We start from the raw sequence: 24973 nt of genomic DNA, 5'->3' as shown, positions 1-24973 counted from the left end.
ACGGAATTTGCGCTCGGACATGGAAGACGTTTGCGTGACATTTGGTAGAAACGCATGAGCACAGCGGTTCTCGTTGCCATACCGACCTACAGGCGTCCCGTCGAACTCGAGCGCCTGCTGTCGAGGATCGACCAGCTGGACATCGCCGTGCCCGTCACGGTGCTGGTGGCCGATAACGATCCCGAGAGACGGCAGGGCGAAGAGGTCGTTGCGGCGCTGGCAGCCCACTCCTATCGCTTCCCCCTGGAAGCAATCACGGTTTCAGCCAAGGGATTGGCGAACGTCCGCAATACGCTGTTTACGCATGCACTTTCGCATCACACCTTCACGCATATCGCGATGATCGATGACGACGAGTGGCCGGACGCACCCTGGCTCGGCGAACTCCTGCGCGTCCAGAAGACGACCGGAGCGGATATCGTCGGCGCGCCCGTCGCCTCCATCTTCGAAGGCACCGGCGGGAGTTGGGTGCGTCGAGCGCGCCTGTTTCAACCGGAAGCCCGGCCCGAGGGGCCATGCCAGATCATCTGGGCGAGCAACAACGTGCTTCTCACGCGCGACTGCATCGAGACAGCCGGACCGCCCTGGTTCGATCTCGCCTTCAACATCACCGGTGGCGAGGATGTCGAGCTCTTCACGCGGCTGAAGGCGCAGGGCAAGCGTTTCGCCTGGGCGCCGGGCGCCCTGATCTTCGAGAGCGTGCCCCGGGAGCGCACGCAGGCGCGATGGCTTCTTCGGCGCGGGTTGCGCATCGGTTCGACGGACGCCCGCATCCAGTTGCGCCACGGCACCGGCCGTCTTCATCGCGTGCGCACGGTAAGCAAGGCCGTTCTCGGTCTCATCGCCAGCCTGTCGCTTCTGCCGTTGCGAGCGCTAAGCGGCAAGCGCCGCGCCGACGGATTGTTCTCGGCCGCGCGTGCGGCCGGAAAATTCTATGGTTTCTACGGAGGCAGGGTCCATGAGTATCAGTAACGTCCCGGCCTACACGACGCCGGCATTTGCGGGCGCAGTTCCGTCCAGAGAACCTGTCTGGCTGCGCCGCTTCCTCGAACTCATGCTGTGCGCCTTTCTGGCCTACGTCTTCACGGACGGCACCCTGATTGTGGTTCGGACGGGCGTCAGCGACATGACGAGCATCGTGCTGGACAGCGGCGAAGGCGATACCGGTCGACAGCTCTTCTATATCGGCATCGCGATCCTGCTTTTTCTCATCGCCGCGCGACATGGGCTGATCAATGTCGTCTCCCCCTTTCCAACCTCGGTCTTCTTCGTCGTCTTTTGGTGCTTTTGCAGTGTCTCCTGGGCCATCGTTCCGGATATTTCGCTGCGGCGTATTATTCTCGCGACTATCATCATCTTTGCAACCATCACCATCGTATCCACTCTCGGGCCACTCCGGGTCACGCAGTTGCTTTACCGGATCATCGCCTTTTTCGTCGTTGCGAACATGTTGTCCGTCATTCTCGTACCCAGCTATGCCATTCATTCCGATCAGGAACTGGATTCGGCCCTGATCGGCGCATGGCACGGGCTGATGCCGCACAAGAATGTCGCCTCGGCGGTCACCGCCCTGTCGGCTATCATGTTCGGCTATCACGCTTTCCTCACCCGCAGCTGGAAGTCGGCGATCCTGCTCATCCTGTCCATCATCTTTCTCCTGGGAACCCGAGGCAAAACCTCCCTCGGCATCGTCGTGCCCTGCCTGTTTGCCGGCATCATGTACAACCACGCTTTCCGAACAGAGCGGCAGAAGTTCCTTTTGTTCGCAAGCACCTTCCTATTCGTGGCAGGGATTGCCGTATTTGCCATGGTCTTTACGCCTCTGCTCTCGCAGGTTTTCGATGACCCGACCTCGTTCACTGGCCGGGTGGGCATCTGGAACATCGTGCTGCGCTATGTCGAGGAGTATCCGATGACCGGCGCCGGCTTCGGCTCGTTCTGGCTGATCGGGCAGGACTCGCCGGTTCTGCGCATCGGCGGCGACATGCCCTGGCTTTTCGGCATTGCGCATTCGCACAACGGCTACCTCGAAATGCTGGTGACCACCGGTGTCCCTGGGCTCGTGCTGACGGTCCTCATGTTCGTCATCGTGCCGTTCTATTCCTTCGTCATGGCCGACCCCGTCTGGCGGAAGATCAATGGACTCTACTTCGGCATCTGGCTCTTCGCGGTCATCTACAATCTCCTGGAAACGCACATCATGAACCGCGACCGACAGGTCTGGGTCATCATGCTCATCGCCATCCAGGTCGCGTTCCTCCACCGCAAGCGAGAGCCCGGCACCGGCCCGCGCATCGTTCTGGGCACCTAGGCCAATGCGCGCGAGCACGGATCCGCAGGTCAGCGTTGTGATCCCGCTCTTTAACAGGGCGCACCTTATCGTCGCGACACTGCAATCGGTGCTGACACAGTCGTTTCAGGACTTCGAAGTGATCGTGGTCGATGACGGGTCCGGGGACGATCCTCGTGCTGCCATCGCTACCGTGGATGATGCCCGCATCCGGCTCGTCCGACAGGAAAACCAGGGTGCATCGGTCGCACGCAATCGAGGCGTACAGGAGGCCCGTGGGGCATTCGTCGCCTTCCTCGATTCTGACGATCGTTTCCTTCCGCACCACCTCGCCACCATGGTCGAGCTGCTCACCGGACGACCGGACGCGGCAGCTTATGCGCAGGTTATCGCCGATCGCGGGGAGAACCGGACTTTCGTGAAGCCGTCTCGTGGCATCCGGGACGACGAGACGATGGCCGACTATCTCGTCTGCCGGGGCGGCTTCGTGCAGACCAGCACGCTGGTCGTTCCCCGATCCTGGGCCCTGACAGTGCCTTATCGCCCGGATGTCGGCTTCGGCGACGACACCGACATCGCCATCCGGCTTTCGCTGGCAGGATGCAGGTTCATCATGGCCCCGACGCCGGGCGCCATCTGGTCGGACGAGCGGGGGACCGATCGCTTGTCCTCATCATCCGCGGCGAGCCAAGCGCGCTTTACCTGGCTCGACGATCTGCGCGGACAGATCCCACACAGGGCCTATGCCGGCTATCGCGGGTGGCACGTGGCCAAGACGCTCGTCCGGGCGGAACCGCGCAAGGCCTGGGGGCTCTACGGAAAGGCGCTTCTCAGCGGCGCCTATCCTCCAAAGCTTGCCCTGCGTGTCGCCCTACAACTGCTTTTGAATGGCGATGGCTACCGGCGGCTGGCCGACCGACTGGTGGCGCGCAGACGAAGGATACCCTCGTGACCGGATTTCTCAGACGGCAGTTTCTCGCTGGCGCGGGCCTCAGCATCGGGGCGGGCGTTTCCGGGAGGTTCGCAGGCGTTTCGCCTGTGGGCGCCGCACGGGCGAACAGTATCGCGCCCTCCTCCGCGACCGGAGGCAAAGACAGTCTCCGCGACCTCGCCGCTCACCGCGGGCTCTTCTACGGCTGTGCCATGAAGAGCGGTCAGATCACCGAAGACCCTGCCTTCACCGCAGCGGTCGTCGCGGATTGCAGCGCCATCGTTCCGGAATACGAGCTGAAACGCGTTATCACCGAGCCGTCGCCCGGCCGCTTCGACTTCAGCGGTGCCGACCGGCTGTCACGCTTTGCGCAGGAGCACAACATGCTGATGCGCGGACATACGCTGGTCTGGCATCTGGCCAACCCTGCATGGCTTGAGGCGGCTCTCACGGAAGCGCCCTCCATGAAGACGCATATGTTCGACTATATCGACACGGCGATGCGACGCTATGGAAACCGCGTTCCCGTCTGGGACGTCGTGAACGAGGCCGTCGCGCCCGAGGAGGGCGATTTTCTCGGCCGCAGAATCGGCTCGCCCTGGTTCAAGGCTTTCGGCGACAGCTACATCGACGACGCCTTCCACCAAGCCCGCGCCGCCGCACCCGATGCCGTTCTCGCCTATAATGATTATGGCGTTGAGATGTCGGGAAGCTGGTACGGTGCCCGCCGCAGGGCCATGCTGCTTCTGCTCGAAGGTCTCCTGGCCCGCAACGTTCCCATCGACATGGTCGGCATCCAGGGACATCTCATCGCCTTCGACAAGGCGTTCGATGAAGATGTCTTTGCCGGCTTCCTTGCCGACATCGCCGGGATGGGGTTGAAGATCACGATCACCGAATTCGACATTACCGACCGGAAGGGACCGGCCGATCCCGCCACACGCGATGCCGAAGTGGCGGCGCTCGGGCGCCGGTTTCTGGATGTCGCTCTGGACTGCAAGGCACTTGTCGGTGTTCTCAGCTGGGGTCTCAGCGACCGGTACTTCTGGGTTCCGGAAGATCCCGAGCAACAGCCGCCCAAGGGCCAGACGCTTCGCCCGCTGCCGCTCGATGAGAACCTTGCGAAGAAGCCGCTCTGGGACGCGATCGCCGGTGCGCTTCGAGAGTCCTGATGGAGACGCGGCGCGATCGATGTCAGGTCGAGGGCGTCTCGTTCAGCGGTACTTCGTTCAGGCGGCTCTTCAACAGCTTTGCCGGCACGCCGCCGATGACCGAATAGGGCGGAAAGGTGCCGCGCACCACGGCGCCGGCAGCAACCACGCTGTGCGCGCCAACATGGGCGCCATCCAGAAACGTCACTTTCGAGCCGACCCAGACATCGTCATCGATGCGAATGCCGAGATCGGTCGAGGCCTGCATGCGGATCGGGACATCCGTGCGGTCGAAAACATGGCTTGCGGCATGGAACGAGACATACTGTCCCATGATGACGTTGCTGCCGATCTCGATGCCGCCGAGCGCGCCGAAATAAGAATACTGCCCGACGCCGCTGTCAGAGCCGATGCGCAGCCCCTTGCCGAGCCGGCTTGGATGATTCGTGATGCCGATGATCGTGTAGTCACCGATATTGACCCGCTCCCCGAGCACGAGCCCATCCCGACCGTAGCCGTCAAGCTGGCAATGTGCGCCGACAGTTGAGAATCGCCCGATACGGATGCGGCCGGCGCCACGCATCTTCACGCCCGGCCCGATGAAAATCTTGTATCGCCCCCGGAGAAGTGCTCGCAGAAACCAGACCAGACGGCGCATGAGCATGTGGACCAGAAAGCCTGCGGGCAGTTCGGGCGACATGACATAGGTCTTCCCGACCAACCGCAGAAGCGCTGCGAAAATGCGGTGCAAGAATGCATCCACTGTGTTTTTCCTTTTTAGCGGGCGTGGAGCAGTCGGCTCACGATCCGTGGATCGTCTTGTACTCATTGTATCGGCGGCCGGCGAACGCGTACAGCATGCCGAGGCCGCGCGCCGCGCGTAAGAAGGCTCTGACCCGGCGCACTTTGCCGAAGGGCAGCGCGAGTAGGGAAAGGACAACGCCCCCGCCGACACGCGCGAGGCCCGACAGGAACAGGGACGCCTGTCGCTTGGAGGAACTCCCCGCCAGTTTCTCGGAAAGCACGTAGGTGTTGCCCTCTCGAAACTTGCGCGAGATCAGCCATTTGGATGACACGCGGGAAGACGGTACGATCTCATACACCCGTGCCTTGCTGGCCCAGATCATCCGGCCACCCTTTTTATGGATCTGCATGCCGAGAAGCGTGTCCTCTCCCCCGGTGTACCGCAGACGCGGATCGAACTGCAGGCCGAACGTGTTGAACACCTTGAGGTCGATCAAAATATTGGCGGTGTTGGCAAAGGGCACCTCGGCACCATCCGTGAAGTGCCGTTTGGCGAAGAAGCCACCCTGCGAGACCCAGTCGGGCGGTGTTGTTTCGAACTCCGAGATGACGGGGCCAAGGATGGCTTCGGCACCGGTGGCACGGTATCTCTCCAGCAACTGGTCCGCCCAGTCCGGCTCTGGATACTCGTCGTCATCGATATAGAGGACCACGCCATCCGCACCCTTCGTCTCTGCAATGACACGGTTGCGGGCAAAGGGGATGCCAGGCTCCGGATGAACGGCGTAGATGATGGGAAAGGGAAACGACGGGCGCATCTCCTCGATCAGCCCGACCATCGGGCCATCACGATCATTGTCGACGACGATCACCGTCACCGGCGGCGGTGCGGTCTTAAAGGTCTGCGCGGCAATGCCCTCCAGCGCCCGGCGAAGCCCTTTTGGACGACGGAAGGTAATCACGCCGATAAAGAGATTGTCGATGGTCATCGGGGCGCCCCGCTTGCTGGTCTGTCGAGCCCGAATGCCGCGACCATTTTCCGGCCATAAGCGTCCTCGGAAAAGAGCGCTTCATAGCGCGCAAAACTACGGTCGCCCATCGCCTTGCAGAGCTTACGGTCAAGGACGAACGTGGTCAGCGCCTCGGCCAGCGACGTCTCGCTTCCCGGCGCCACCAGAAACCCTGTTTCGCCGTTTTCCACGATCTCCGGGAGGCCGCCGTGGCCTGCGGCGATGACGGGGCGACGATAGCTCATACCCTCGATCGCGACCCGGCCGAAGGGCTCGGGAAGCGTCGAGGGAACCGCTACGACATCGCTCCAGAGAAAATGCTCGGACGGATCGTCCGCGAACGGGTGGATCGTGACCGTGCGCTCCAAGCCGGATGACACGATCAGCGCCCTGACATCGTCAACGAAATGGTCTTGTCCGCCATAGACCCCGCCGACCAAGCGGACCTCTATGCGGTCCCGGATCTCCGACGGCAGAGACGCGATGGCCTTGACCAGAACCTGCTGGCCCTTCCAGGCGTTGAAGCGGCCGATCAGCAGAACCTTGAGCGGTCCTGATGCCGATGTCTCGGACTGGACGGAGGGCGGTGCGACCCCATTGTAGATCACCGACCGCCCCGTCCCGGCCGCAACGGTGAAGGCGTCGCTTGTGGCTTTGGAATTGAAGATGACCCGGCTGCGGCTGAAGGCGAGGACGCGTGAGAAGATGGCCATAGCCTTGCCCGTTGGAATCTCCCGTACATGGCAGATCGTCGGCCCTTTGAAAAACCGGGCAGCGACCAGATAGTCGAACGGCACGAGCGTGCTGATATAGAGAAGATCGCATCCCGATTCGCGGATCACTTTGCGGGCTCGCAGCACGGCAAGGGGGAAACTGATGGGTGCCGTCAGGACGATCCGTTTCAGGTCCGCCTTTCGCAGGACCCACATGGGTCCGTAGAGAATGCGGGTCGAGGCGCGCTCGACATGCGGTGTGATCGGCCCCTCGCCCACGAGACGTACATCGACAGATCCGTCGGGATCGGCGGCCCTCACGGCCTCGAGGACCTGGAGGAAGCTCCTGTCCGAACCATAAAGTTCGATGTTTGGATGTACGCAGAGAATTTTCAAGCGTGGCTCCCCGGCCTGTCTTCGGTCATGATCGACGCCGTCACGGTCACAGGCACGTCAGAAGCAGCGCCTCGTAGGCAGCATTCACCTTCAGCCAGGTGAATTCCGCCTGATGACGTGCGGCGGCCGCAACCCCTGCCTGTTTGAGGTCGAGGCCGGAGCCGATCTGGTCGATGAGCGCTTCGAGCGCCGTCTGGCTGTCGAAATAGAATTGCTGATCGCCGGCAACCCAGCGATTGAAGCGGTTGTCGTGAGCGATGATCGGGTTGCCGGCACCGAGCGCTTCGACGAGCGAGGGGTTCGTGCCGCCGACCTGATGGCCGTGGAGGTAGGCCAGAGCATGGTAACGCAGGGCCGAGACGACCTCCGGTTCGTAGATGCCGCCGGGGAAGACGACGTCGTCCGACGCTGCGGCCTGAACCTTGCGGTGATAGGCATTATCCGGCGAAAAGTTGCCGAGCACCATGAGCTTGATGTCGCGCTTCTTGCTGGAAAAGGCGCTGACGATTTCCAGAATCGAGTTTTCCGGCTCGGCACGGGCGATGGAGATGAGATACTGGCCGCTCTTGAGGCCGTAGCGCTCGATCAGATCCTCCGGTGCGGCCTCGATTCGGTCGGCGCCGTAAGGGATCATCACGGCATTGCTGCAACCGTGGCGGCGCAGATGGCGCGCGATCTCGGGGTGATCGGCGATCGCGACATTGCTGATATTGGCCCCGATGAACTCATTGGCATAGAGCCAGATCTTCACGGGAAACGACCACTTGTCCCGGCGCCACTCCACGCCGTCCATGTTCATGAGAACCTTACGCCCTCTGAGCCTCTGGAGCGTGTTGAAGACGGCGGTGTTGTAGCCGAGAACGAGATCGATCCCCGGCCGCTTGCAAACATCGGCGACGCACTTCCTGTCGAAAACCACACTCCCCTTCGAGCCAGTGGCATCGCTGGAAATGTGGATGCGATGAATGCCGTTCCAATCGTCCTCGTAATCGGCTTTGCCGCTTTCCTGACAGTAGACGTTCACCGTCCAGCCATGCTCGACCAGATAGGGAGCGAGGCGACCCGCAAAGGTCTCGAATCCACCATGGGCCGCAGGAATACCGCGAATACCAAGAATGTTCACCACCTTGCGGCTCGTATCGACAGTCTTCGACTGTTCGATCATGCGATTGCTCCCTGTCACACTTCGGACCCAGACAGATATGTTCGTCATGACGTCGGGAGCGGCGCGATGAGCACTTGCCACGACCTCAGGACGGGCCTGTAAAGACCATCATCGACCGGACAGGCTCAATCCGTATGCCTGTATCCGAATATTCTAATCTCATTTAGTAGGAAGCTATCGCATAGTTTCGCTGCAATGCAAAAAAAATTTGCCTGCAAAGCGCATTTTCCAGCGATTTCAATAGGTAATACCTGGCTTACGCTCTGCGCTTCGGCGCATTCACATTCCGCGTCTGCCGCAATGCAATATAAAGAGCGACCGGATTCGTCGTGAGGTAACGCCAGAAAAGCTGTCGGGGGCGCAGCACCATGCGGTGCAGCCATTCGAGGCCGATCTTCTGCAGGAACAGCGGCGCACGCTGGTAATGGCCCGCAGCAAAATCGAAACAGCCACCGCATGTAATGATCCAGCGACCTTCGAAATGGTCACGGATCTCCAGCGAGGTGAGCTGCTCTTTCGGCTTGCCGAGACCGACCCACAGGACGTCGGCTTTCGTGGCATTGATGTCCGCGACGACGCCCGGCAAGGCGGCCTCATCGAAATAGCCGTTGCGATAACCGGCGATGATCAGCTGGGGATAGAGGAACGTCATGCGGGCGACGCATTCCTCGATGACAGCGTCGGTCGCGCCGAGAAAATAGCAGGAAATGCCGTTTGCCTGGAAACCTTCGGCAAAATCATAGAAGAGGTCGGTGGTCGCGCTGCGTCCTCGCACCGGCGTCGTCGTGAGCACGCGCGACACCATGACCAGCGGCTCACTGTCGACGTGCACGACGTCCGCCTTCACCAAGCTCTCCGCATAGCGCGGATCGGATCGGCAGAGGCCGACCGCATGGCCGTTGAGATCGAACAGAAGGCGCGGTGCATGGGCTGTTGCGTCGAGCGTCGTCTGCACGACATGGTCGGTCAGTTCGGCACGGCTCTTCCGCGTAACCTTGACCCCGGCAACGATCACCGAATCTTCGTTTTCTGCTTGTTTCGGCACGATGCGTTCTTTGGTCGGAGCTAGAAGGGTACTCACGCTTTCCGGCATCCCGCAACATTCGTTTCGTCGGCGCGCGAATAGAGAGAGAGAACCGTCAGCGGGGCAAATCGGGCGATGTTAACCCTTTGACGGATCGACCCTGACAAGCATGCGTTCAGACAGTGCATTCTAAGGCCCCCTTCCTCTCATGCGCCACGATACCTAGTCTAAGTTAAGCATCACTAAAAGATATTTTATGAATGGAAATTTCAATATCCGTCGTGGTGAACGCAATGGGCGTACACACCGATGTTTATGACTGAAAACACATCCGGCGAGCGCGTTTTCGTAGCACCACTCAACCATCGATGCGCGACGGCAATCATCAGACGGGGTGGTCGAACAGTTGCTTCTGGCGCGTCAGGCGAAAGACGAGCGCCGTCATCACCACTTCACCTGCAATGATGCCGACGATCGAGGCGATCGGGCTTACCGTGTAGATGATGACGGCCGCGATCATCATGGTGACGGGTGCGGCAATGAGGCTGGTCTGTGCGAGAGGTTTGAACTGCCGCGCCGCCTGGATGAGGCTGCTTGCGGGAATGCGCATCGACTGGATGAGGACCACGATGAACCAGAGGCCGCAAGCGACATAGAGCGTGCTCGCCTCGTAGGGCAGGCTCGCGACCTTGTCATGAAAGATGAGGGCGATGGCGACCGCCAGGACGACATTGCCGGCAAGAATCGTCAGGACGATGCGGAGGAACGATCTGGCTGTGCCGCGAGCCCCCTCGACATCGCCCTTGGCGAGTTGCCGCGCCATGATCGGCCGCTCGATGAGCATCAGCGAGGGCAGAACGACCGTCAGCGGGCGCCAGAACAGTGCGGCAACGGCGATCGGTGCAAAGGCCTGCGGCCCTGCCATGAGCGTGACGAGATAGGCATGGCCGTTGGAGGTCATTTCCGTGGTGACGACGCCGAGAAGCGCCCATCGGGACTGGCCTTTCCAGACGCCGGCATAGTGCGAAAGCCGGCTCCTGCCATCGACGTTCTCCAGCGACAGCCAGAGATAGATCGCCGAGAGGCTGGCGGCCGTCGCCACCGTGATGCTGGCCACCAGAAGCGTCTCGCCCAAGTGTCCAAAAAACATGACGACGCAACCGATGACGACGACGGAAGCATAGATCAAGTCGGAAATACCGGTCGATTTCACCCTGTGACGCGCAAACTCCGCACAGCGAAAACCCCAGCGGAGCGCCGCGGCAAAGGTGAACAAACCCATGAAGAGCGTCACTGGCGGCGGCATGTCGAACAGGAAGCCGGACCCGATGGCAACCAGGCCGGCGAGCACGGAGAGAATCGCATCCACCTTCATGATGGCCAGATACTCCGGTTGCCAGTCCGGGGTGCCCCTGTTGAGGGTGATAGAGAGCGGCGTTCCGCCCATGGCATTCACGATGCTATAGCTGAAGGCCGTGAGCACCTGCCCGAAGATGAAGAAGCCGTAGTCGGCCGGCACGAGCAGCGGGATCAGCACCAGCGACAGAAGAAAGTTCGACCCGGCGATCGCCAGCGTTCCCGCCATCGACAGGCTGACACGGCTGGCTTTGGCCGCGACCGACCGCAACAGTAAGACGGGCTTCGTCATGAAATCCTCAAGATCCGGAGATGGTTTGGAGCGGCAAGGTCGCCGGCTTCAGCTTCAGGGGTTGTTCAAACCGAGCGAGACGAGCATGTCCGCGTCCTGTTCGCCGCTGGCCTCGTCGAACAGGCCGAAATAACTGCCGTAACACCAATAGGACCAGGGAATACCGTTCGCCTCGGCCTCTCTGCGCACCGCAGACAGCCAGGCAAGCCGATCGGCATTGTAATCGGACAGAAGACCCGATTTGGGCCTCGGCGCGCCGAACTCGCCGAGATACAGGCGCTCCCTCGGTATGTCGTAGCGCTCCGCCCAGGCAAGCGCGCGCTCGAAGTCCTGCCTGATATCACCGGCATCGTAGCCGCGGGCATAGTAGACGACGAGCTTCCAGAACCGAGAGCCGATATACCCCCAGGACGACGGCGTACTCCAGAGATCGGCGACGCTATAACCGAATGCGAGGACCGATTCGCTTGCCCCCTCCGCAGTGGCCGGCCATCGAAACAAAGGCGGATACCGGGCGGCGAGATCTTGCGTCACCGGCGCATAGCCCTGGAAGATGAACTCGGGCGGCGAGTAGTAATGCACGGAATAGAGAAGATTCGGATCGTCAAAGCTCGAGGGGTCGAGCCGAAGCAGACCGAAGAGGCCTCCGCCACAGGCACCGGTGACCACGAGCGTATGATCCGGCGCAATGCGACGCGCGACGGACACCAGCGTTTTCAGGTACCCTTCCCAAAGCCCGACCGTCTGGCATTCGACCTGCGGTTCGTTGAAGAGCTCCAACGCCACCCAATCCGTGGGACGGCTGGCCGTCCTCTCGGCAAACGCGGCAACAACGCGCGTCAGAGCATCGAACATCCCCGGCCCCTCGACCAAGGACTGGGCGTCGTAGGGGGAGTTGCGGCCCTTGTCCGGCGTGTGAATATCGACGAGAACCTTGAGGCCGAGCGCGGAAATGGCATCCACCTGGGCAAAGACGTAGTCGGCGCGCGCCTCCAGTTCATCCGCACTGGCAAGCACCAAGGGGCCGACATTGACCGGGAGACGGACATGGTCGAAGCCCATGGCCTTGATGCCCGAAAAGTTCGAGAGCGGGAAATAGGACCCGACGGGAACGTAGCCTGCGCCAGGGAACCGGCCATTCTTCAGTGCCGTCGGCTTCCAGAGAAAGGGAAAGACATTCACGCCCTTCTTCACGCGAAAGGCGGGTTGCACGTCATCGGCTTTAGCAATGGGCGTCGTGAGCGGGGAGACGGCAACGACGAGGGCAAGAACGGCTGCAAGAAGACTGCGCCAGAAATCGCGACGTGCGGTGAGAAACTGGGGAACGTGCGGTCTGCCGATCACGGAGTCTGCACCAAAAGACCGCAACCATCCGCGTGGCGGGAATGCCCAAAGACGATTCGGATGGCTGGATCGTCCAAACTGCACTCCTTCGGAACCTTTTTTGGAGAGGTCATCGCCGTCGCATCCGCACCAATTGGCAGGCTGGTTGCATGAACCGGCCGGACATCAACTTTGCGAAATCTACATTAGATATTTTTCATCTTCAAGCTGTGTCCTGCCTTGTCCCATGTCGACAGGTCGCCTTGTGCGGGTTAAAGGCCCATGGCGTGGCATATGATCGGATCTTTCCGATCGGGCGACGGTCTCTTCGCAAGCCTTGATTGGATGAGCATGCGCTATTTTATTACCGGAACCGCCGGCTTCATCGGCTTCCACCTCGCTCACCGCCTCGTCGGTGAGGGCCATACGGTCGTCGGATTCGACGCTATGACGCCCTACTACGATGTGGAACTGAAGCGGAAGCGGCACGCCCTGCTCGAGCGGTTCGAAGGCTTTACCGGCGTGATCGGCCGGCTGGAGGATCGCGTTGCGCTGGCGGCGGCCGTAGAGACGGCAAAGCCCGATGTCATCCTTCATCTCGCAGCTCAGGCGGGCGTTCGCTACAGCCTGAAGGAGCCGCGCTCCTACATCGATTCCAACCTTGTCGGCTCGTTCAACGTCATCGACATCGCGCGGGACATCCAGCCGCAGCACCTGCTCATCGCCTCGACGTCTTCGGTCTACGGTTCCAATGAAAAGGTACCGTTTGAGGAGGATGACCGCGCAGACGAGCCGATGTCCCTCTACGCGGCCACCAAGAAATCCATGGAGCTGATGGCGCACAGCTATGCCCATCTCTTTGCCGTGCCGACGACGGCCTTCCGCTTTTTCACGGTCTATGGCCCGTGGGGACGGCCCGACATGGCCTTGTTCAAGTTCGTGGAAGCCATTCGTCAGGGACGCCCCATCGACGTCTATGGCGAAGGGCGCATGAGCCGCGACTTCACCTACATCGATGATCTCGTGGACGGCATTCTTCGGCTGTCGCAGGCCGTTCCCTCGGAAGCCTCCCGTCTGCGCGAAGGCGCGGTGGCCGACAGCCTGTCGCACCATGCACCGTTCCGCACCGTCAACATCGGCGGCGGTCAACCGATCGAACTCCTGACCTTCATCGAAACGATCGAGCAGCGGCTCGGCCTCAAGGCCATCAAGAACATGCTACCGATGCAGCCCGGCGATATGCAGCGCACCTACGCGTCGCCCGATCTGCTCAAGGCGCTCACCAGCTTTCAGCCGAAGGTGACGCTCGCCGACGGCGTCGGCCGGTTCGTCGATTGGTATGACGAACATTATCCCCAGGCCTAAGGCAGCATCATTCCTCAAACAGGACGCGATGTGGATCGCCGACCATAAAGGTCGAGACGGCCAGGCCAGCGAGTTGTGAGACTTTCATGTCCACTGTCGTGTCGGTGGCTTCAGAGATGAAGCCGGCGCTCTACCCGCGCTTGAAACCTTTAGCACCTGAACCGGCGCTCCTTGAGAAGCGCCGGCCCGACATTGGCTATTTGGTTTCCAGATAATAATCGCCATAGCGACTGTTGTGGTAGAAGTTCTCGTCCTGGTGAAGGTAGAGCTTGACCTTGCTCAGATCGACCTTGTTCAGGATGACGCCTGCGCATTTGCGCATGATGGAGGGGTGCGTCTGGACGGCCGTGCGAACGATCCGGCGTGCGGTCGCACCCCATTCGATGATCATCAGGAAGCTGTCGATCTTACTGGAGATGGCGCGCGCATCGACCACGGGGCCGAGCGGCGGGAGATCGAGCACGATGTAATCGAAGGTCTTGGAAAACGAGGCCAGGAGGTCGTTCATCGCGCCTGACGAAAGCAGCTCGGCGGAGAACAGGATGCGCTGCTTGATGATGGTCGGCAGGAAGACGAGGCCGGTTTCCACATCGGTCAACAGAACGTCTTCCACCGACTGGCTTTCACTGAGCACCTCGTAGAGGCCGCTGCGGGCATTGGCACCGATGGCGCGCGTGGCGCCGGGATTGCGCAAGTCGGCGTCGATCAGCAGTGTCCGGGAACCTTGCTTGGCCAGATGCTGGGCGAAGTTCACGGCGACCGTGGACTTGCCCTCCCGTGGCAGGACCGAGACCATTCCGATGACCCGGCCGGACTTATGCCCCGCCTTGAAGTCTGCCGCGATCTTGGCGCTGCGGATCGTTTCCGCAAAGGACGAGAGCGGATGATCGATGATGTAGCGATCGAGATTCGATTTGCTCAGCACGCCGCGAGGGCCGACGCGAGACGCATCCAGCTTTGAGCCGCCTGCCTCGTGCTTTTCCAGCGGGATCTGGCCGATGAACTCCATGGAGAGTTCCTTCTGGACCTGCTCACCCGTGCGGAAAAACCGTTCCCCGAACTCGCGATAGGCACCGATCGCCGCACCGACGCCGCAGCCCATGACGAGAGCGAGGGCGAGGATCAGCGGCTTCTTCGGGTAGCTGGCATCCTGCGGAGGCTCTGCCCGTGTAACCACGCGCGCAGCGGTCACGGGGAAGCTTTCCCGCTGGCTCGCTTCCTGGAAGCGCTGGAGATAGGTCTCGTACAGCGTCTTGTAGGTTTCCGCCGCGCGCTCGTGTTCGCGCAGCTGGACGAGATCGTCGTTTGCGACGGCGGAGGTGCTCGTTGCCGCAGCGACCTGGCCTTCCAAGGCCTTCTGGCTCGCCGACGCAACCTCGTATTCCTGCCGGTAGGTACCGGCGATACGGCGAAGCTCCTTGAACATGACCTCGTCATATTCCTGAAGCTTGGAGCGTAGGAGAACTGCCTGATAATGATCCCGGCCGAAGCGCTTGGAGATCTCGGCCTCGCGCCGGGACACGTCGAGTGCCTCCTGCTGAAGCTTGTTGATTACGGGGCTTTCGAGCGAACCGACGACGGCCGAACGGATATCGCCGCTCGCGACGACGGCCTGAACGCTGTCGTACTTGGACTTGGCATCGGCTGCCGCGCTCTGTGCCTTGACGAGATTGGTGTTGATCTGCGTCAGCTGCTGCTCGCTGACGAGTTCGCCGCCGGTCGCGATCAGGCCTTTTTCCGCCCGGAACTTCTGCACGAGCAGGTCACTGTCGAGCGACTTCTGACGAAGCGCCTCGATCCGCGTCTGCAGCCAATCGCTGGCGCGCCGCGTCGCATCGAACTTCGAATTGTACTGGTCTTCCAGATAGGCATCGACAATGGCATTGGCGATTTTCGCCGCGGTTTCGGGCGATCGGGAGACGTAATCGACCTCCAGAATATAGGTCCGGCCGACGCGCGATGCGGAGGTGTTCCGCATCAGGGCTTCCTTGACGTCCTGCTTGAGAGCCTCGACATCCTCCGTTTTCGGCGGCGTGTCCGAAGCGACCAGCGATTTCAGTGTCGTGACCACCGTGGACACGAGCGATGGCGCCCGCTTCTGGAATTCGGGGTCGTTCACAAGGTCGAGCCGTTCGACCACCAGGGTCGCAACGCGCTCGGAACGCAAAATCTCGACCTCGCTCAGCACCGTCGCGTCATCGTCCCGCGTCGGGTAGCCGGAGTTCCGGTTACCGTCGGAGAGAAGCTGATCGGCGATCTGCTTATTGTCGCCATCGATGAAGAGCGTTGAGGACGCCGTGTATTTCGGCGTCGCCGTGAAGGCAAACGCGGCACCGAGAAACAGCATCAGGATGCCGCACAGCGCCACGATCCTCCACTGCCGTTTGATGGTGGAGACGATCTCGTTGAGATCGATCCCACTCTCGTTCTGAGAAGGAAGGAACTCGCTTGTCTGGGCCTTATCCAATGTCTGTACGCCTTAATGATGCAACGCCGGAACGACTGTTTCGCATCATCATGGCAGAGATCGACAATGTAAAACCAGATGTTTTTTTGCAACGCAGCAAGTTAATACTTAGTAGGTAAAGACTTACACTGAATCAAACGACAGGATACCGCCGCCGCGCGCACTGACGTCTTGCGACTTGGTCTTGCATTCTGCCGTTCACCCTCGCCCCGCCATAGATCAGAGCTTGAAATCGTCTCTCCGTCGTGGACAGGCGTCCGGTCTCTTCCGGACGCCCTTCGACATGCTGCTGCTACAGATCCTTCACGGCATCGCGCGTTTTCACGACGTCCGTCGAAACGCCGGATGCCGTCGAGGACACCGAGTTCACCACGTCGAGGAACTTGATCAGCTCCGTCGCCTTCGAATTGGTGATGTAGACGATGTCCTTGTCCTGCATCGGGAACTTCTGGATCATGAACATCGCGGAGGGGTCGCGCAGGTTGGCGCGGAACACCACGGGGATCTGATCGCTCGGGTAGCGGCTGACATCGACGTGCAGCTGCTTCAGGAAGTTGCGATCGACGACGCGGTAGAGAAGCACCTGCTCGGGATCGGCACGATTGTCGAGAAGGCCGCCGGCCTTGCCGAGCGCCTCTCCGAGCGTCAGGTCCGCATCCTCGAAGTCGATGCGCCCGTTCTGGCCGGATGCGCCGAAGGCGAGGAAGGTGCGACGCTCACGGTTGACGATCACGGTATCGCCGGGGACCATGAAGATGTTCTCGGCCGGCGTGTTGATCAGATAGTCGTAGAGGACCGTGGCCGTACGCGGGCCGCGCTGCAGCGTGACATAGGTCTCGAGGCGGGGAGTGCTGAGACCGCCTGCCTGGGAAATGACGTCGAGAATACGGTCGCCGGCTTCCGTCAGCTCGACCTTTGCCGGACTGTTGACGTCACCGAGAACCGCGACCTGGGCCGAGCGGCTGGCAACCTTGGAGATGACCACCTGCGGCTCGATGGCGCGATTGGCCAGAAGCTGCTGGAGCTCGTCCTGCACGGAACTCGTCGTCCGCCCGGCAACGCGGATGCGACCGGCATAGGGAATGGAGATTCGCCCACTCTGGTCGATCGTCTGGTTGGGCATGGTGACGAAATTGCCGGAGCGCGAGCCGGCATCGGCCGGAATGAACAGACCGCCCGACTGGGACTCGAACACCGTGACGCTGATGATGTCGCCGATCCCCAAGGGAAGGTTCGGCACGCCGCCGCGACGGTTGCCGAAACTGCCCTGCAAGGTCGGTGTCGTCGCCTGCGCGACATTGGCAAGGACCGCCGCACTGATATCGACGAGCGCGTAATCGACACCAGGACGCTTCCGCGACGCGGACCGTGTGTTCACCACTTTGAGGGCGGCCTGTTGTTCGACCTGTTCCGAGGCGGGACCCGAGCTCGGCAGGGAGGTGCAGCCGGCAACGAAGGTCGTCGCGGATAGGGCGATAGCGCTGATGCACAGACGGTATGACAAGAAACTCTCCTGCAATAGGTCGTGCAGACCAGCGACCTTCAATAGATTACGATGAGCGACTGCCGGGTGCGGCGACTTGAGACCACCCAGCCATGCCCAAGGGCATTTCGAGAATCACACACTCCACAAGCGTCTTCTAACGCAAGAATGAAGAGACGCGGTTAAGCAATCATTAAATTAACGTCAACGACTTTAGATCTTGAGATTTTAGTCATTTAACGCCCTGGCTACACGACTATCTTGACAGGCGCACGATGTACAGTGATGCCTTAAATAATGTGGACGCCTTGGAAACAGAATTCACAGCGTAGAGAGAGGCCAGCCGCCTCTCGACAGCGACTGGACCTTCGACAGTGGGATATGGGTGGCAGCATCTATGTCGTCCCCGACATTCACGGCTGCCTGCATGCCCTTCACGAAGCCGAACGGCGAATTGCGGCGGATCGTGATGACACGGAGGGAACGGCGATCATCGTCTACCTCGGAGACTACGTCGACCGCGGACCGGACTCGGCGGGCGTGATCGAGCACCTGATCGAGGGCTCCATCGAGAAGGCGCACCGGATCATGCTGTGCGGCAATCACGACCAGATCTTCCACGCCGTCCTCAGCACGCAGGCGGACCCGCGCGGCTGGCTGTCGCTGGGCGGACGCGAGACGTTGCGCTCCTACGGCATGTATGATGCGGACATCAATCGGCTCTGCGCCTCCCCCCGTAAGCTGGCTGAGGCCGTGCGGTCGCATGTTCCCGACTCGCACAAGCTGTTTCTGAAACTGCTGCCGGTCGCAGCCAGCATCGGCCCCCGGCATATCTTCGTTCATGCCGGGCTCTACCCCGGACGGCCGCTCGACCTCCAGACCGACAAACACCTGATGTGGATCCGTGAGCCCTTCCTCACCGACGGCCCGCAGATGCCGGTCGTCGTCGTCCACGGGCACACGATCGTTCGGGAGCCCGAGTTTCGTGAGGATCGTATTGCTCTCGACACGGGGGCTTTTCGGAGCGGTCGATTGACCGTCCTCAAGATCGCCAACGGCGTTACCAGCCTCATCTGATCGGCTTTGTGGCGTCGTCGCCCCGGACGACGCCAAACGGGCACACCTGCAGCAGAGCCATTGTAGCGGGCCTTCGCCTGCAACGGCAAAAACGAAAAAGGGCGCCCGACCGGCGCCCGTTACAAACATCATCTTATGGAAATATGGGAGCGTGTCACCAGGCGGCGCATCTCTGCGGCCGCGTGGAAAGGGCCCCGCCAGCGCATCTGCATCTTAGAACCCGCTACCGCCGCGCAGCTCGGACATGACCGTCCGGCCGATGATGCTCATGTCCATCCAGAACGAATAGTTGTGCATGTAGTAGATGTCGCAGGCGATACGGGCGCGGGCCTTGGCAGCGTCCGTCGTCGGGCCGCGCAGGCCCCGGACCTGGGCGAGGCCCGTGAGGCCCGGCTTGATGCGGTGACGATCGTGATAATGCGGCACGAGGTCTTCGTAGAGACGGTCAGCCGCCAGCATGCCGACGGCGTGGCAGCGCGGGCCGACCAGCGACATATGTCCGAGAAGCACGTTCACAAGCTGCGGAAGCTCATCGATGCTGGTCTTACGAAGGATCGCCCCGAGACGCGTGATCCGCGGATCGTTCTTCGTCGTCTGCGCGATGCCGCTCGCGTCGCAGAGATCCGTCCGCATGCTCCGGAATTTGTAGATGCGGATGCGCGTGCAGTTCACGCCCCAGCGGACCTGGCTGAAGATCGGCGAGCCCTTGCTTTCCAGCCGGATCGCGATGCAGACGAGAACGAAGAACGGCAGCAGGATCGCCAGAGCCGTGAAGGAAACGGCAATATCCAGCGCGCGCTTCGCCGCCAGATGCGCCGTGCGGCTTCCGGAATGCCCGACGGTCGTCAGCGGACCGCGATAGGCGGCTGGCGAGGTCGGAACCGCGGTCACATATGTCATCGCACCAAACTCCTTCATGCCAACCTCCGAGCGAACGCATCTTCATGCTGCATCGCAATATGCCTCACTCTAAATCAGGAGTCACTAAGCAATATACACTTGATTAACTATGGACGGCTGCTATGCACCACACGCATGGCTGGCACATCGCATTTCCCTACGCGGCCAGGGAAAGCATGTGGATACCGCACGCCTCCAGTTGGAACGCACGAAAATGAACCGTTTTTTAGCTGTGTCTTCTGGAAGTCTCGGGTTTGGAGGCCATTTGGGCCGGATTTAACGGCGTCATAAGATGCGTGCGCCTAGGGTTCCAGAAACGACCTGGAGAGCCCGATGTCCCTTCGCCTCAAGAGCCTATCCGCTGCCTTCGGCTTGTCGATCGCAACCTGGAGCCTCATCCTGCATGGCGTCAGTTCGCTGTGATGGACGACCCTCATGCGGTAAACGCAAAGAGCGCACGCCGTTTCCGACATGCGCCCTTTTATCCCACGTTTACCCTGCAGCGGACCTGATCCGGTTCAGTCGGAGCCGAACAGATCCCGCGTGTAGACCTTTGCCGCCACGTCCTTCAATTCCGGCGTGTAACGATTGGCGACGATGACGTCGCAGGTTTCCTTAAAGACCTCGAGATCGCGGATCAGGGGGGATTTGAAGAAATCCTCGCCTTGCAGCGCCGGCTCGAAGACCACGACCTCGATACCCTTCGCCTTCAGCCGCTTCATAATGCCCTGAATGGACGAATCCCGGAAGTTGTCCGAACCCGCCTTCATGACCAGGCGATAAATGCCCACCCGCTTCGGGTTGCGGCGCAGAATGCTCTCCGCGACGAAGTCCTTGCGCGTCGTGTTGGCGGTGACGATGGCGCTGATCAGCGCCTGGGGCACTTCGCTGTAGTTTGCCAGCAACTGCTTGGTGTCCTTGGGTAGGCAATAGCCGCCATAGCCGAAGGACGGGTTGTTGTAGTGCGTGCCGATCCGTGGATCGAGGCCGACGCCGTTGATGATCTGGCGTGCGTTGAGGCCGTGAAGCTCCGCATAGGTATCGAGCTCGTTGAAATAGGCGACGCGCATGGCGAGATAGGTGTTGGAGAAGAGCTTGATGGCCTCGGCCTCGCTCGAATCCGTCAGGAGGATCTGCACGTCCTTCTTGATGGCGCCGCCGAGCAGCATGTCCGCGAAGGTCTGCGCCCGCTCCGATTGCTCGCCGACCACGATGCGCGACGGGTGAAGGTTGTCGTAGAGCGCCTTACCCTCGCGCAGGAACTCCGGCGAAAAGATGATATTGTCACGTCCGAGGCTCGCGCGGAGGCGCTGCGTGTAGCCGACCGGGATCGTGGACTTGATGACGATGACAGCCGTCGGATTGACCGCGAACACGTCTGCGATCGCCGCTTCGACGGATCGCGTATCGAAGTGGTTGGTCACCGTGTCATAGTTCGTCGGCGTCGCCACGATGACGTAGTCGGCCCCGGCATAGGCATCGGCCGTGTCGCCGGTTGCACGGAAGTTCAGGGAGCGGCCGAGATAATCCGAGACCTCGGGATCGACGATCGGCGACTGTCCCGCATTCAGCATGTTCACCTTGTCGATGTTGGTATCGTAGGCGACCACCTCGTTGTGCTGTGCCAGCAGCATCGCATTCGAAATGCCGACATAGCCCAGACCTGCAACTGCAACTTTCATCATCACTCACTTCCTAAAAAAGACGGACCTCCAACGACATATCCTAATATTCCGGGTGATGGACACCTTAAATATCTTCAGCGGCAGCTTACCGTTTTACGTCCTGCATGTTGCAGACACGACGAGACCTCTCGCAGCACGGAAAAATGCTGCGGACACCAATGCGGAGGCAGGAGAATGTCGAGACGCGAGCAGCTTTACTAGTCGGTCGCGTTCCGGCGCGAGAGGCGGTCTTCCCAATCCAAAGCGTGGCGAACGATCACGTCGAGATCGTCATATTCCGGCACCCAGCCGAGTTCCTTCATGGCAAGCGCCGGGTTCGCGACGATCATCGCCGGGTCGCCTGCGCGGCGGGGAGCAAAATCGACAGTGAGATCCGCGCCGTTGACGCGCTTGACCGTGTCGAGAACCTCGAGCACCGAGAAGCCGTGGCCATAGCCGCAATTGGCAACGAGGGAGCCTCCCCCGGCGCGCATGCGCTGCAAGGCCTTGAGATGCGCCTGCACCAGATCCCAGACATGGATGTAGTCACGTACGCAGGTGCCGTCCGGCGTCGGGTAATCCGTGCCGAAGACGCTCATGGAGGGGCGCTTGCCGAGCGCCACGGCGCAGGCGATCTTGATGAGGTGGGTCGATGTCTTCGACGACTGGCCGGAGCGGCCCTTCGGGTCGGCACCCGCCACATTGAAGTAGCGCAGCACCGTATAGGTCAGGTCGTGCGCGGCGGCGGCGTCGCGCAACATGATTTCGGTCATCAGCTTCGAGGAGCCGTAGGGCGATTCCGGGCGAAGCTGGACGGTTTCAGAAACGGGCTCCAGCACCTCCGGCGTGCCGTAGACGGCAGCGGTGGAGGAGAACACGAAATGCGGGATGCCGGCCTCGACGACGCTGGCGATGAGCGCGCGCGACTTGACCGTGTTGTTCTCGTAATAGCCGAGCGGATCGCTGACGCTGTCGGGCACGACGATCGATCCGGCAAAGTGAATGACGGCGTCGATGGCGTTCTCGGCGAAGATCCGCGACAGCAGTGCCGCATCCGCGATATCGCCCTCGTACATCCGCGCTTCCGGCGCGATCGCCCAGCGGAAACCGGTGGAGAGCCGATCGATGACCACGACCTCCTCCCCCGCTTCCAGAAGCGCCCATACCATATGGCTGCCGATATAGCCGCCACCGCCCGTCACGAGTACTGCCATGCGTCCCTCACGTCTGTTCCTGCATCAGGTATGAAACGCCTGCCGGGAAATGACAAGCGTCACGCGTTACTTCCGCTTGGTCGCCCGCAACAGCGCCTCGCCCAGCGCCCCGGTGGCGGCCGGTGCCGGCTTCTCCTGCTTGATCGGTCGATGGTCGCGCCGGGGCTCGGGCGGAGATGCAGGCCGCCCACCCGCCTCGCCGCCATCCTTGCGCATGGTCAGGCCGATGCGCTTGCGCGGCACGTCCACCTCGGTCACGCGCACCTTCACCACGTCGCCGGCCTTTACCACCTCGTGCGGATCTTTCACGAACCGGTCGGCGAGTTGCGACACATGCACGAGTCCGTCCTGATGAACGCCGATATCGACAAAGGCGCCGAAGGCGGCGACATTGGTGACGGTGCCCTCCAGCAGCATGCCCGGTTTCAGGTCCTTGATGTCGTCGATGCCGTCGGCAAAGGTCGCTGTCTTGAAGCTCGGGCGCGGGTCGCGGCCGGGTTTTTCGAGTTCCGACAGGATGTCGCGAATGGTCGGCAGGCCGAAGCGGTCGTCCACGAAGACCTTTGGGTCGAGAGACTTCAGGAGCTGGGAATCGCCCATCACGGTGCGGACATCGCGGCCGCAGGCGGAAATGATCTTCTTGGCGACGCCATAGGCTTCCGGGTGGACCGAGGAGGCATCGAGCGGCTCCTTGCCGCCGGGAATGCGCAGGAAGCCTGCGCACTGTTCGAAGGTGCGTGCGCCGAGGCGCGGCACCGTCTTCAGTTCCGTGCGGGTCTTGAACGGGCCGATCGCATCGCGGTGCGCGACGATCGCCTCTGCCGTCGAGCGGCTGAGGCCGGACACGCGCGCGAGAAGCGGCGCGGATGCAGTGTTCAGATCGACGCCGACGGCGTTCACCGCATCTTCCACCACGGCATCGAGCGAGCGGCTCAAGCGGCCCTGATCGACATCGTGCTGGTACTGCCCGACGCCGATCGACTTCGGCTCGATCTTCACGAGTTCAGCCAAGGGATCCTGCAGCCTGCGGGCGATGGAGACGGCGCCGCGCAGGGAGACGTCGAGTGTGGGGAACTCATCGGCGGCCGCCTGCGAGGCCGAGTAGATCGACGCGCCCGCTTCTGAGACGATGACCTTGGTGGGCTTCGTGCCCGGCAATGTGGCCAGCATGTCGGCAACCAGTCGCTCGGTCTCGCGGCTGCCGGTGCCGTTGCCGATGGAGATCAGTTCCACCTTGTGGCGGGCGACGAGCTTGGCGATCTCGGCCTGCGCGCCGCGCACGTCGTTCTTCGGCGGAAAGGGATAGACCGTCGTGGTTTCCAAGAGCTTGCCGGTTCCATCGATGATGGCTACCTTCACGCCGGTACGAATACCCGGGTCGAGACCCATCGTGGCGCGGGAGCCGGCGGGGGCTGCAAGCAACAGATCCTTGAGGTTTCGCGCGAAGACGTGGATCGCCTCCTCCTCGGCCCGCTCACGCAGTTCGCGCATCAGGTCGAGCGACAGCGACATGGAGAGCTTGACGCGCCATGTCCAGCGGATGACCTCCATCAGCCATTGATCGCCGGGCAGACTGCCAAGCTGATAGGCGGCAGCGATGATGCTTTCGACCGGTTTGACGGGCGACGGATCGGCTTCGTCCACGATGATATCGACCGAGAGGATTTCCTCGTTCCAGCCGCGCAGCATGGCCAGCGCCCGGTGGCCGGGGGCTGTCGCCCAGCGTTCGGAATGGTCGAAATAATCGGAGAATTTCGCGCCGGCCGCTTCCTTACCGGCCACGACCTTCGCACGGAGAAAGGCGCCGCCGCGCATATGGCCGCGCAACCGGCCGAGTAGGTCGGCATTCTCCACGATGCCTTCGGCAACGATGTCGCGCGCGCCTTCGAGCGCCGCCTTCACGTCCGGCACTTCGGCGGAAAGGAACGAAGCGGCGCGGTCCGCGGGCGGAATGCGGCGATCGAGAAGAATGGCTTCGGCCAGCGGTCCGAGGCCCCTCTCGCGCGCGATCTCGGCTTTCGTGCGCCGCTTCGGCTTGTAGGGGAGATAGATGTCCTCAAGCTCCGCCTTTGTCGCAACGGCGGCGATCTTGCGCTCAAGATCGTCGGTCAGCTTGCCCTGACCGCGGATCGAGTCGACGATGGAGTTCCGCCGGGCTTCCAGCTCTCGCAGGTAGACCAGTCGTTCGGCGAGCGTGCGCAGCTGCGTGTCATCGAGGCCGCCGGTGACTTCCTTGCGGTAGCGGGCGATGAACGGCACCGTGGCACCGCCATCCAGCAGTTCGACGGCGGAGACGACCTGCGCCTGCGTCGCCTTGATCTCCTGCGCGATCAGAAGTGCAATCGGCGGAACCGTCCGCGGGGACGTCTGTGCTGGCTGCGACATGAGGCGCGATCTCCTGTTTCCGA

The 24973-nt window shown here is 61.5% G+C and carries 19 protein-coding genes; 6 read left to right on the top strand and 13 right to left on the bottom strand.

Annotated elements, in window-relative coordinates; translation table 11 throughout:
* Positions 1 to 54: 54 nt before the first annotated feature.
* The 4 genes from G8E10_RS04000 to G8E10_RS03990 are packed head-to-tail and all read left to right on the top strand — an operon-like array spanning position 55 to position 4393.
* Positions 55 to 972 carry a glycosyltransferase family 2 protein gene (locus tag G8E10_RS04000; RefSeq protein WP_167127198.1) on the top strand — a complete coding sequence of 306 codons (918 nt, stop codon included), beginning with the start codon at positions 55 to 57 and terminating at the stop codon, positions 970 to 972.
* Positions 959 to 2311 (top strand): O-antigen ligase family protein, encoded by a 1353-nt coding sequence (locus tag G8E10_RS03995; RefSeq protein WP_165910681.1) that lies wholly within the window; start codon positions 959 to 961, stop codon positions 2309 to 2311. Before G8E10_RS04000 ends, G8E10_RS03995 begins: the two co-directional genes overlap by 14 nt.
* A 4-nt stretch (positions 2312 to 2315) precedes the next feature.
* Positions 2316 to 3242 (top strand): glycosyltransferase family 2 protein, encoded by a 927-nt coding sequence (locus G8E10_RS25830; protein WP_281517405.1) that lies wholly within the window; start codon positions 2316 to 2318, stop codon positions 3240 to 3242.
* A complete protein-coding gene (locus G8E10_RS03990) occupies positions 3239 to 4393 on the top strand; it encodes an endo-1,4-beta-xylanase (protein WP_343289693.1) in 1155 nt (384 codons plus the stop codon). The genes G8E10_RS25830 and G8E10_RS03990 overlap by 4 nt, the downstream gene beginning before the upstream one ends.
* Before the next feature lie 22 nt (positions 4394 to 4415).
* On the opposite strand, the gene G8E10_RS26215 is transcribed toward G8E10_RS03990, so the two are convergent.
* The 7 genes from G8E10_RS26215 to G8E10_RS03955 form a co-directional block, all read right to left on the bottom strand.
* A complete protein-coding gene (locus G8E10_RS26215) occupies positions 4416 to 5135 on the bottom strand; it encodes an LbetaH domain-containing protein (protein WP_167127192.1) in 720 nt (239 codons plus the stop codon).
* Positions 5136 to 5172: 37 nt separating this feature from the next.
* A complete protein-coding gene (locus tag G8E10_RS03980) occupies positions 5173 to 6105 on the bottom strand; it encodes a glycosyltransferase family 2 protein (protein ID WP_167127189.1) in 933 nt (310 codons plus the stop codon).
* On the bottom strand, positions 6102 to 7235 hold the full coding sequence (locus G8E10_RS03975) for a glycosyltransferase (RefSeq protein WP_167127186.1): 1134 nt from the start codon (positions 7233 to 7235) through the stop codon (positions 6102 to 6104). Before G8E10_RS03975 ends, G8E10_RS03980 begins: the two co-directional genes overlap by 4 nt.
* A 46-nt stretch (positions 7236 to 7281) precedes the next feature.
* On the bottom strand, positions 7282 to 8400 hold the full coding sequence (locus G8E10_RS03970) for a DUF1972 domain-containing protein (RefSeq protein WP_167127183.1): 1119 nt from the start codon (positions 8398 to 8400) through the stop codon (positions 7282 to 7284).
* Between the two features lie 256 nt (positions 8401 to 8656).
* Complete coding sequence (locus G8E10_RS03965) at positions 8657 to 9445, bottom strand: WecB/TagA/CpsF family glycosyltransferase (protein ID WP_167127180.1); 789 nt, start codon at positions 9443 to 9445, stop codon at positions 8657 to 8659.
* A gap of 364 nt (positions 9446 to 9809) precedes the next feature.
* On the bottom strand, positions 9810 to 11072 hold the full coding sequence (locus tag G8E10_RS03960; protein WP_167127176.1) for a polysaccharide biosynthesis protein: 1263 nt from the start codon (positions 11070 to 11072) through the stop codon (positions 9810 to 9812).
* 54 nt (positions 11073 to 11126) lie between these two features.
* Positions 11127 to 12416, bottom strand: coding sequence for a cellulase family glycosylhydrolase (locus G8E10_RS03955; RefSeq protein WP_167127173.1), 1290 nt, complete (start codon positions 12414 to 12416; stop codon positions 11127 to 11129).
* Between the two features lie 330 nt (positions 12417 to 12746).
* Between G8E10_RS03955 and G8E10_RS03950 the strand changes: the two genes are divergently transcribed.
* A complete protein-coding gene (locus G8E10_RS03950; protein ID WP_110800084.1) occupies positions 12747 to 13760 on the top strand; it encodes an NAD-dependent epimerase/dehydratase family protein in 1014 nt (337 codons plus the stop codon).
* A 196-nt stretch (positions 13761 to 13956) separates the two neighbouring features.
* On the opposite strand, the gene G8E10_RS03945 is transcribed toward G8E10_RS03950, so the two are convergent.
* Together G8E10_RS03945 and G8E10_RS03940 are read right to left on the bottom strand one after the other, a co-directional pair.
* Positions 13957 to 16227 (bottom strand): polysaccharide biosynthesis tyrosine autokinase, encoded by a 2271-nt coding sequence (locus G8E10_RS03945; protein WP_132713098.1) that lies wholly within the window; start codon positions 16225 to 16227, stop codon positions 13957 to 13959.
* A 292-nt stretch (positions 16228 to 16519) separates the two neighbouring features.
* Positions 16520 to 17731 carry a polysaccharide biosynthesis/export family protein gene (locus G8E10_RS03940; protein ID WP_132446736.1) on the bottom strand — a complete coding sequence of 404 codons (1212 nt, stop codon included), beginning with the start codon at positions 17729 to 17731 and terminating at the stop codon, positions 16520 to 16522.
* 360 nt (positions 17732 to 18091) lie between these two features.
* Between G8E10_RS03940 and G8E10_RS03935 the strand changes: the two genes are divergently transcribed.
* Positions 18092 to 18787, top strand: coding sequence for a metallophosphoesterase family protein (locus G8E10_RS03935; RefSeq protein ID WP_165916886.1), 696 nt, complete (start codon positions 18092 to 18094; stop codon positions 18785 to 18787).
* Positions 18788 to 19000: 213 nt separating this feature from the next.
* On the opposite strand, the gene G8E10_RS03930 is transcribed toward G8E10_RS03935, so the two are convergent.
* The 4 genes from G8E10_RS03930 to G8E10_RS03915 form a co-directional block, all read right to left on the bottom strand.
* Positions 19001 to 19687, bottom strand: a complete 687-nt coding sequence (locus G8E10_RS03930) for a sugar transferase (RefSeq protein WP_245508050.1) — start codon at positions 19685 to 19687, stop codon at positions 19001 to 19003.
* A gap of 518 nt (positions 19688 to 20205) precedes the next feature.
* Entirely contained in the window at positions 20206 to 21372 is a 1167-nt protein-coding gene (locus tag G8E10_RS03925; protein WP_280953113.1) for a nucleotide sugar dehydrogenase, read from the bottom strand.
* 197 nt (positions 21373 to 21569) lie between these two features.
* Entirely contained in the window at positions 21570 to 22565 is a 996-nt protein-coding gene (gene galE, locus G8E10_RS03920; RefSeq protein WP_167127170.1) for a UDP-glucose 4-epimerase GalE, read from the bottom strand.
* 66 nt (positions 22566 to 22631) lie between these two features.
* On the bottom strand, positions 22632 to 24950 hold the full coding sequence (locus G8E10_RS03915) for a Tex family protein (protein ID WP_132663581.1): 2319 nt from the start codon (positions 24948 to 24950) through the stop codon (positions 22632 to 22634).
* Positions 24951 to 24973 lie beyond the last annotated feature (23 nt).

This window comes from Ferranicluibacter rubi, from assembly GCF_011603255.1.
GTDB lineage: Bacteria > Pseudomonadota > Alphaproteobacteria > Rhizobiales > Rhizobiaceae > Ferranicluibacter > Ferranicluibacter rubi.
Note: the sequence above shows the minus strand (reverse complement) of the source record. Positions and strands in the feature narration are given on the sequence as shown.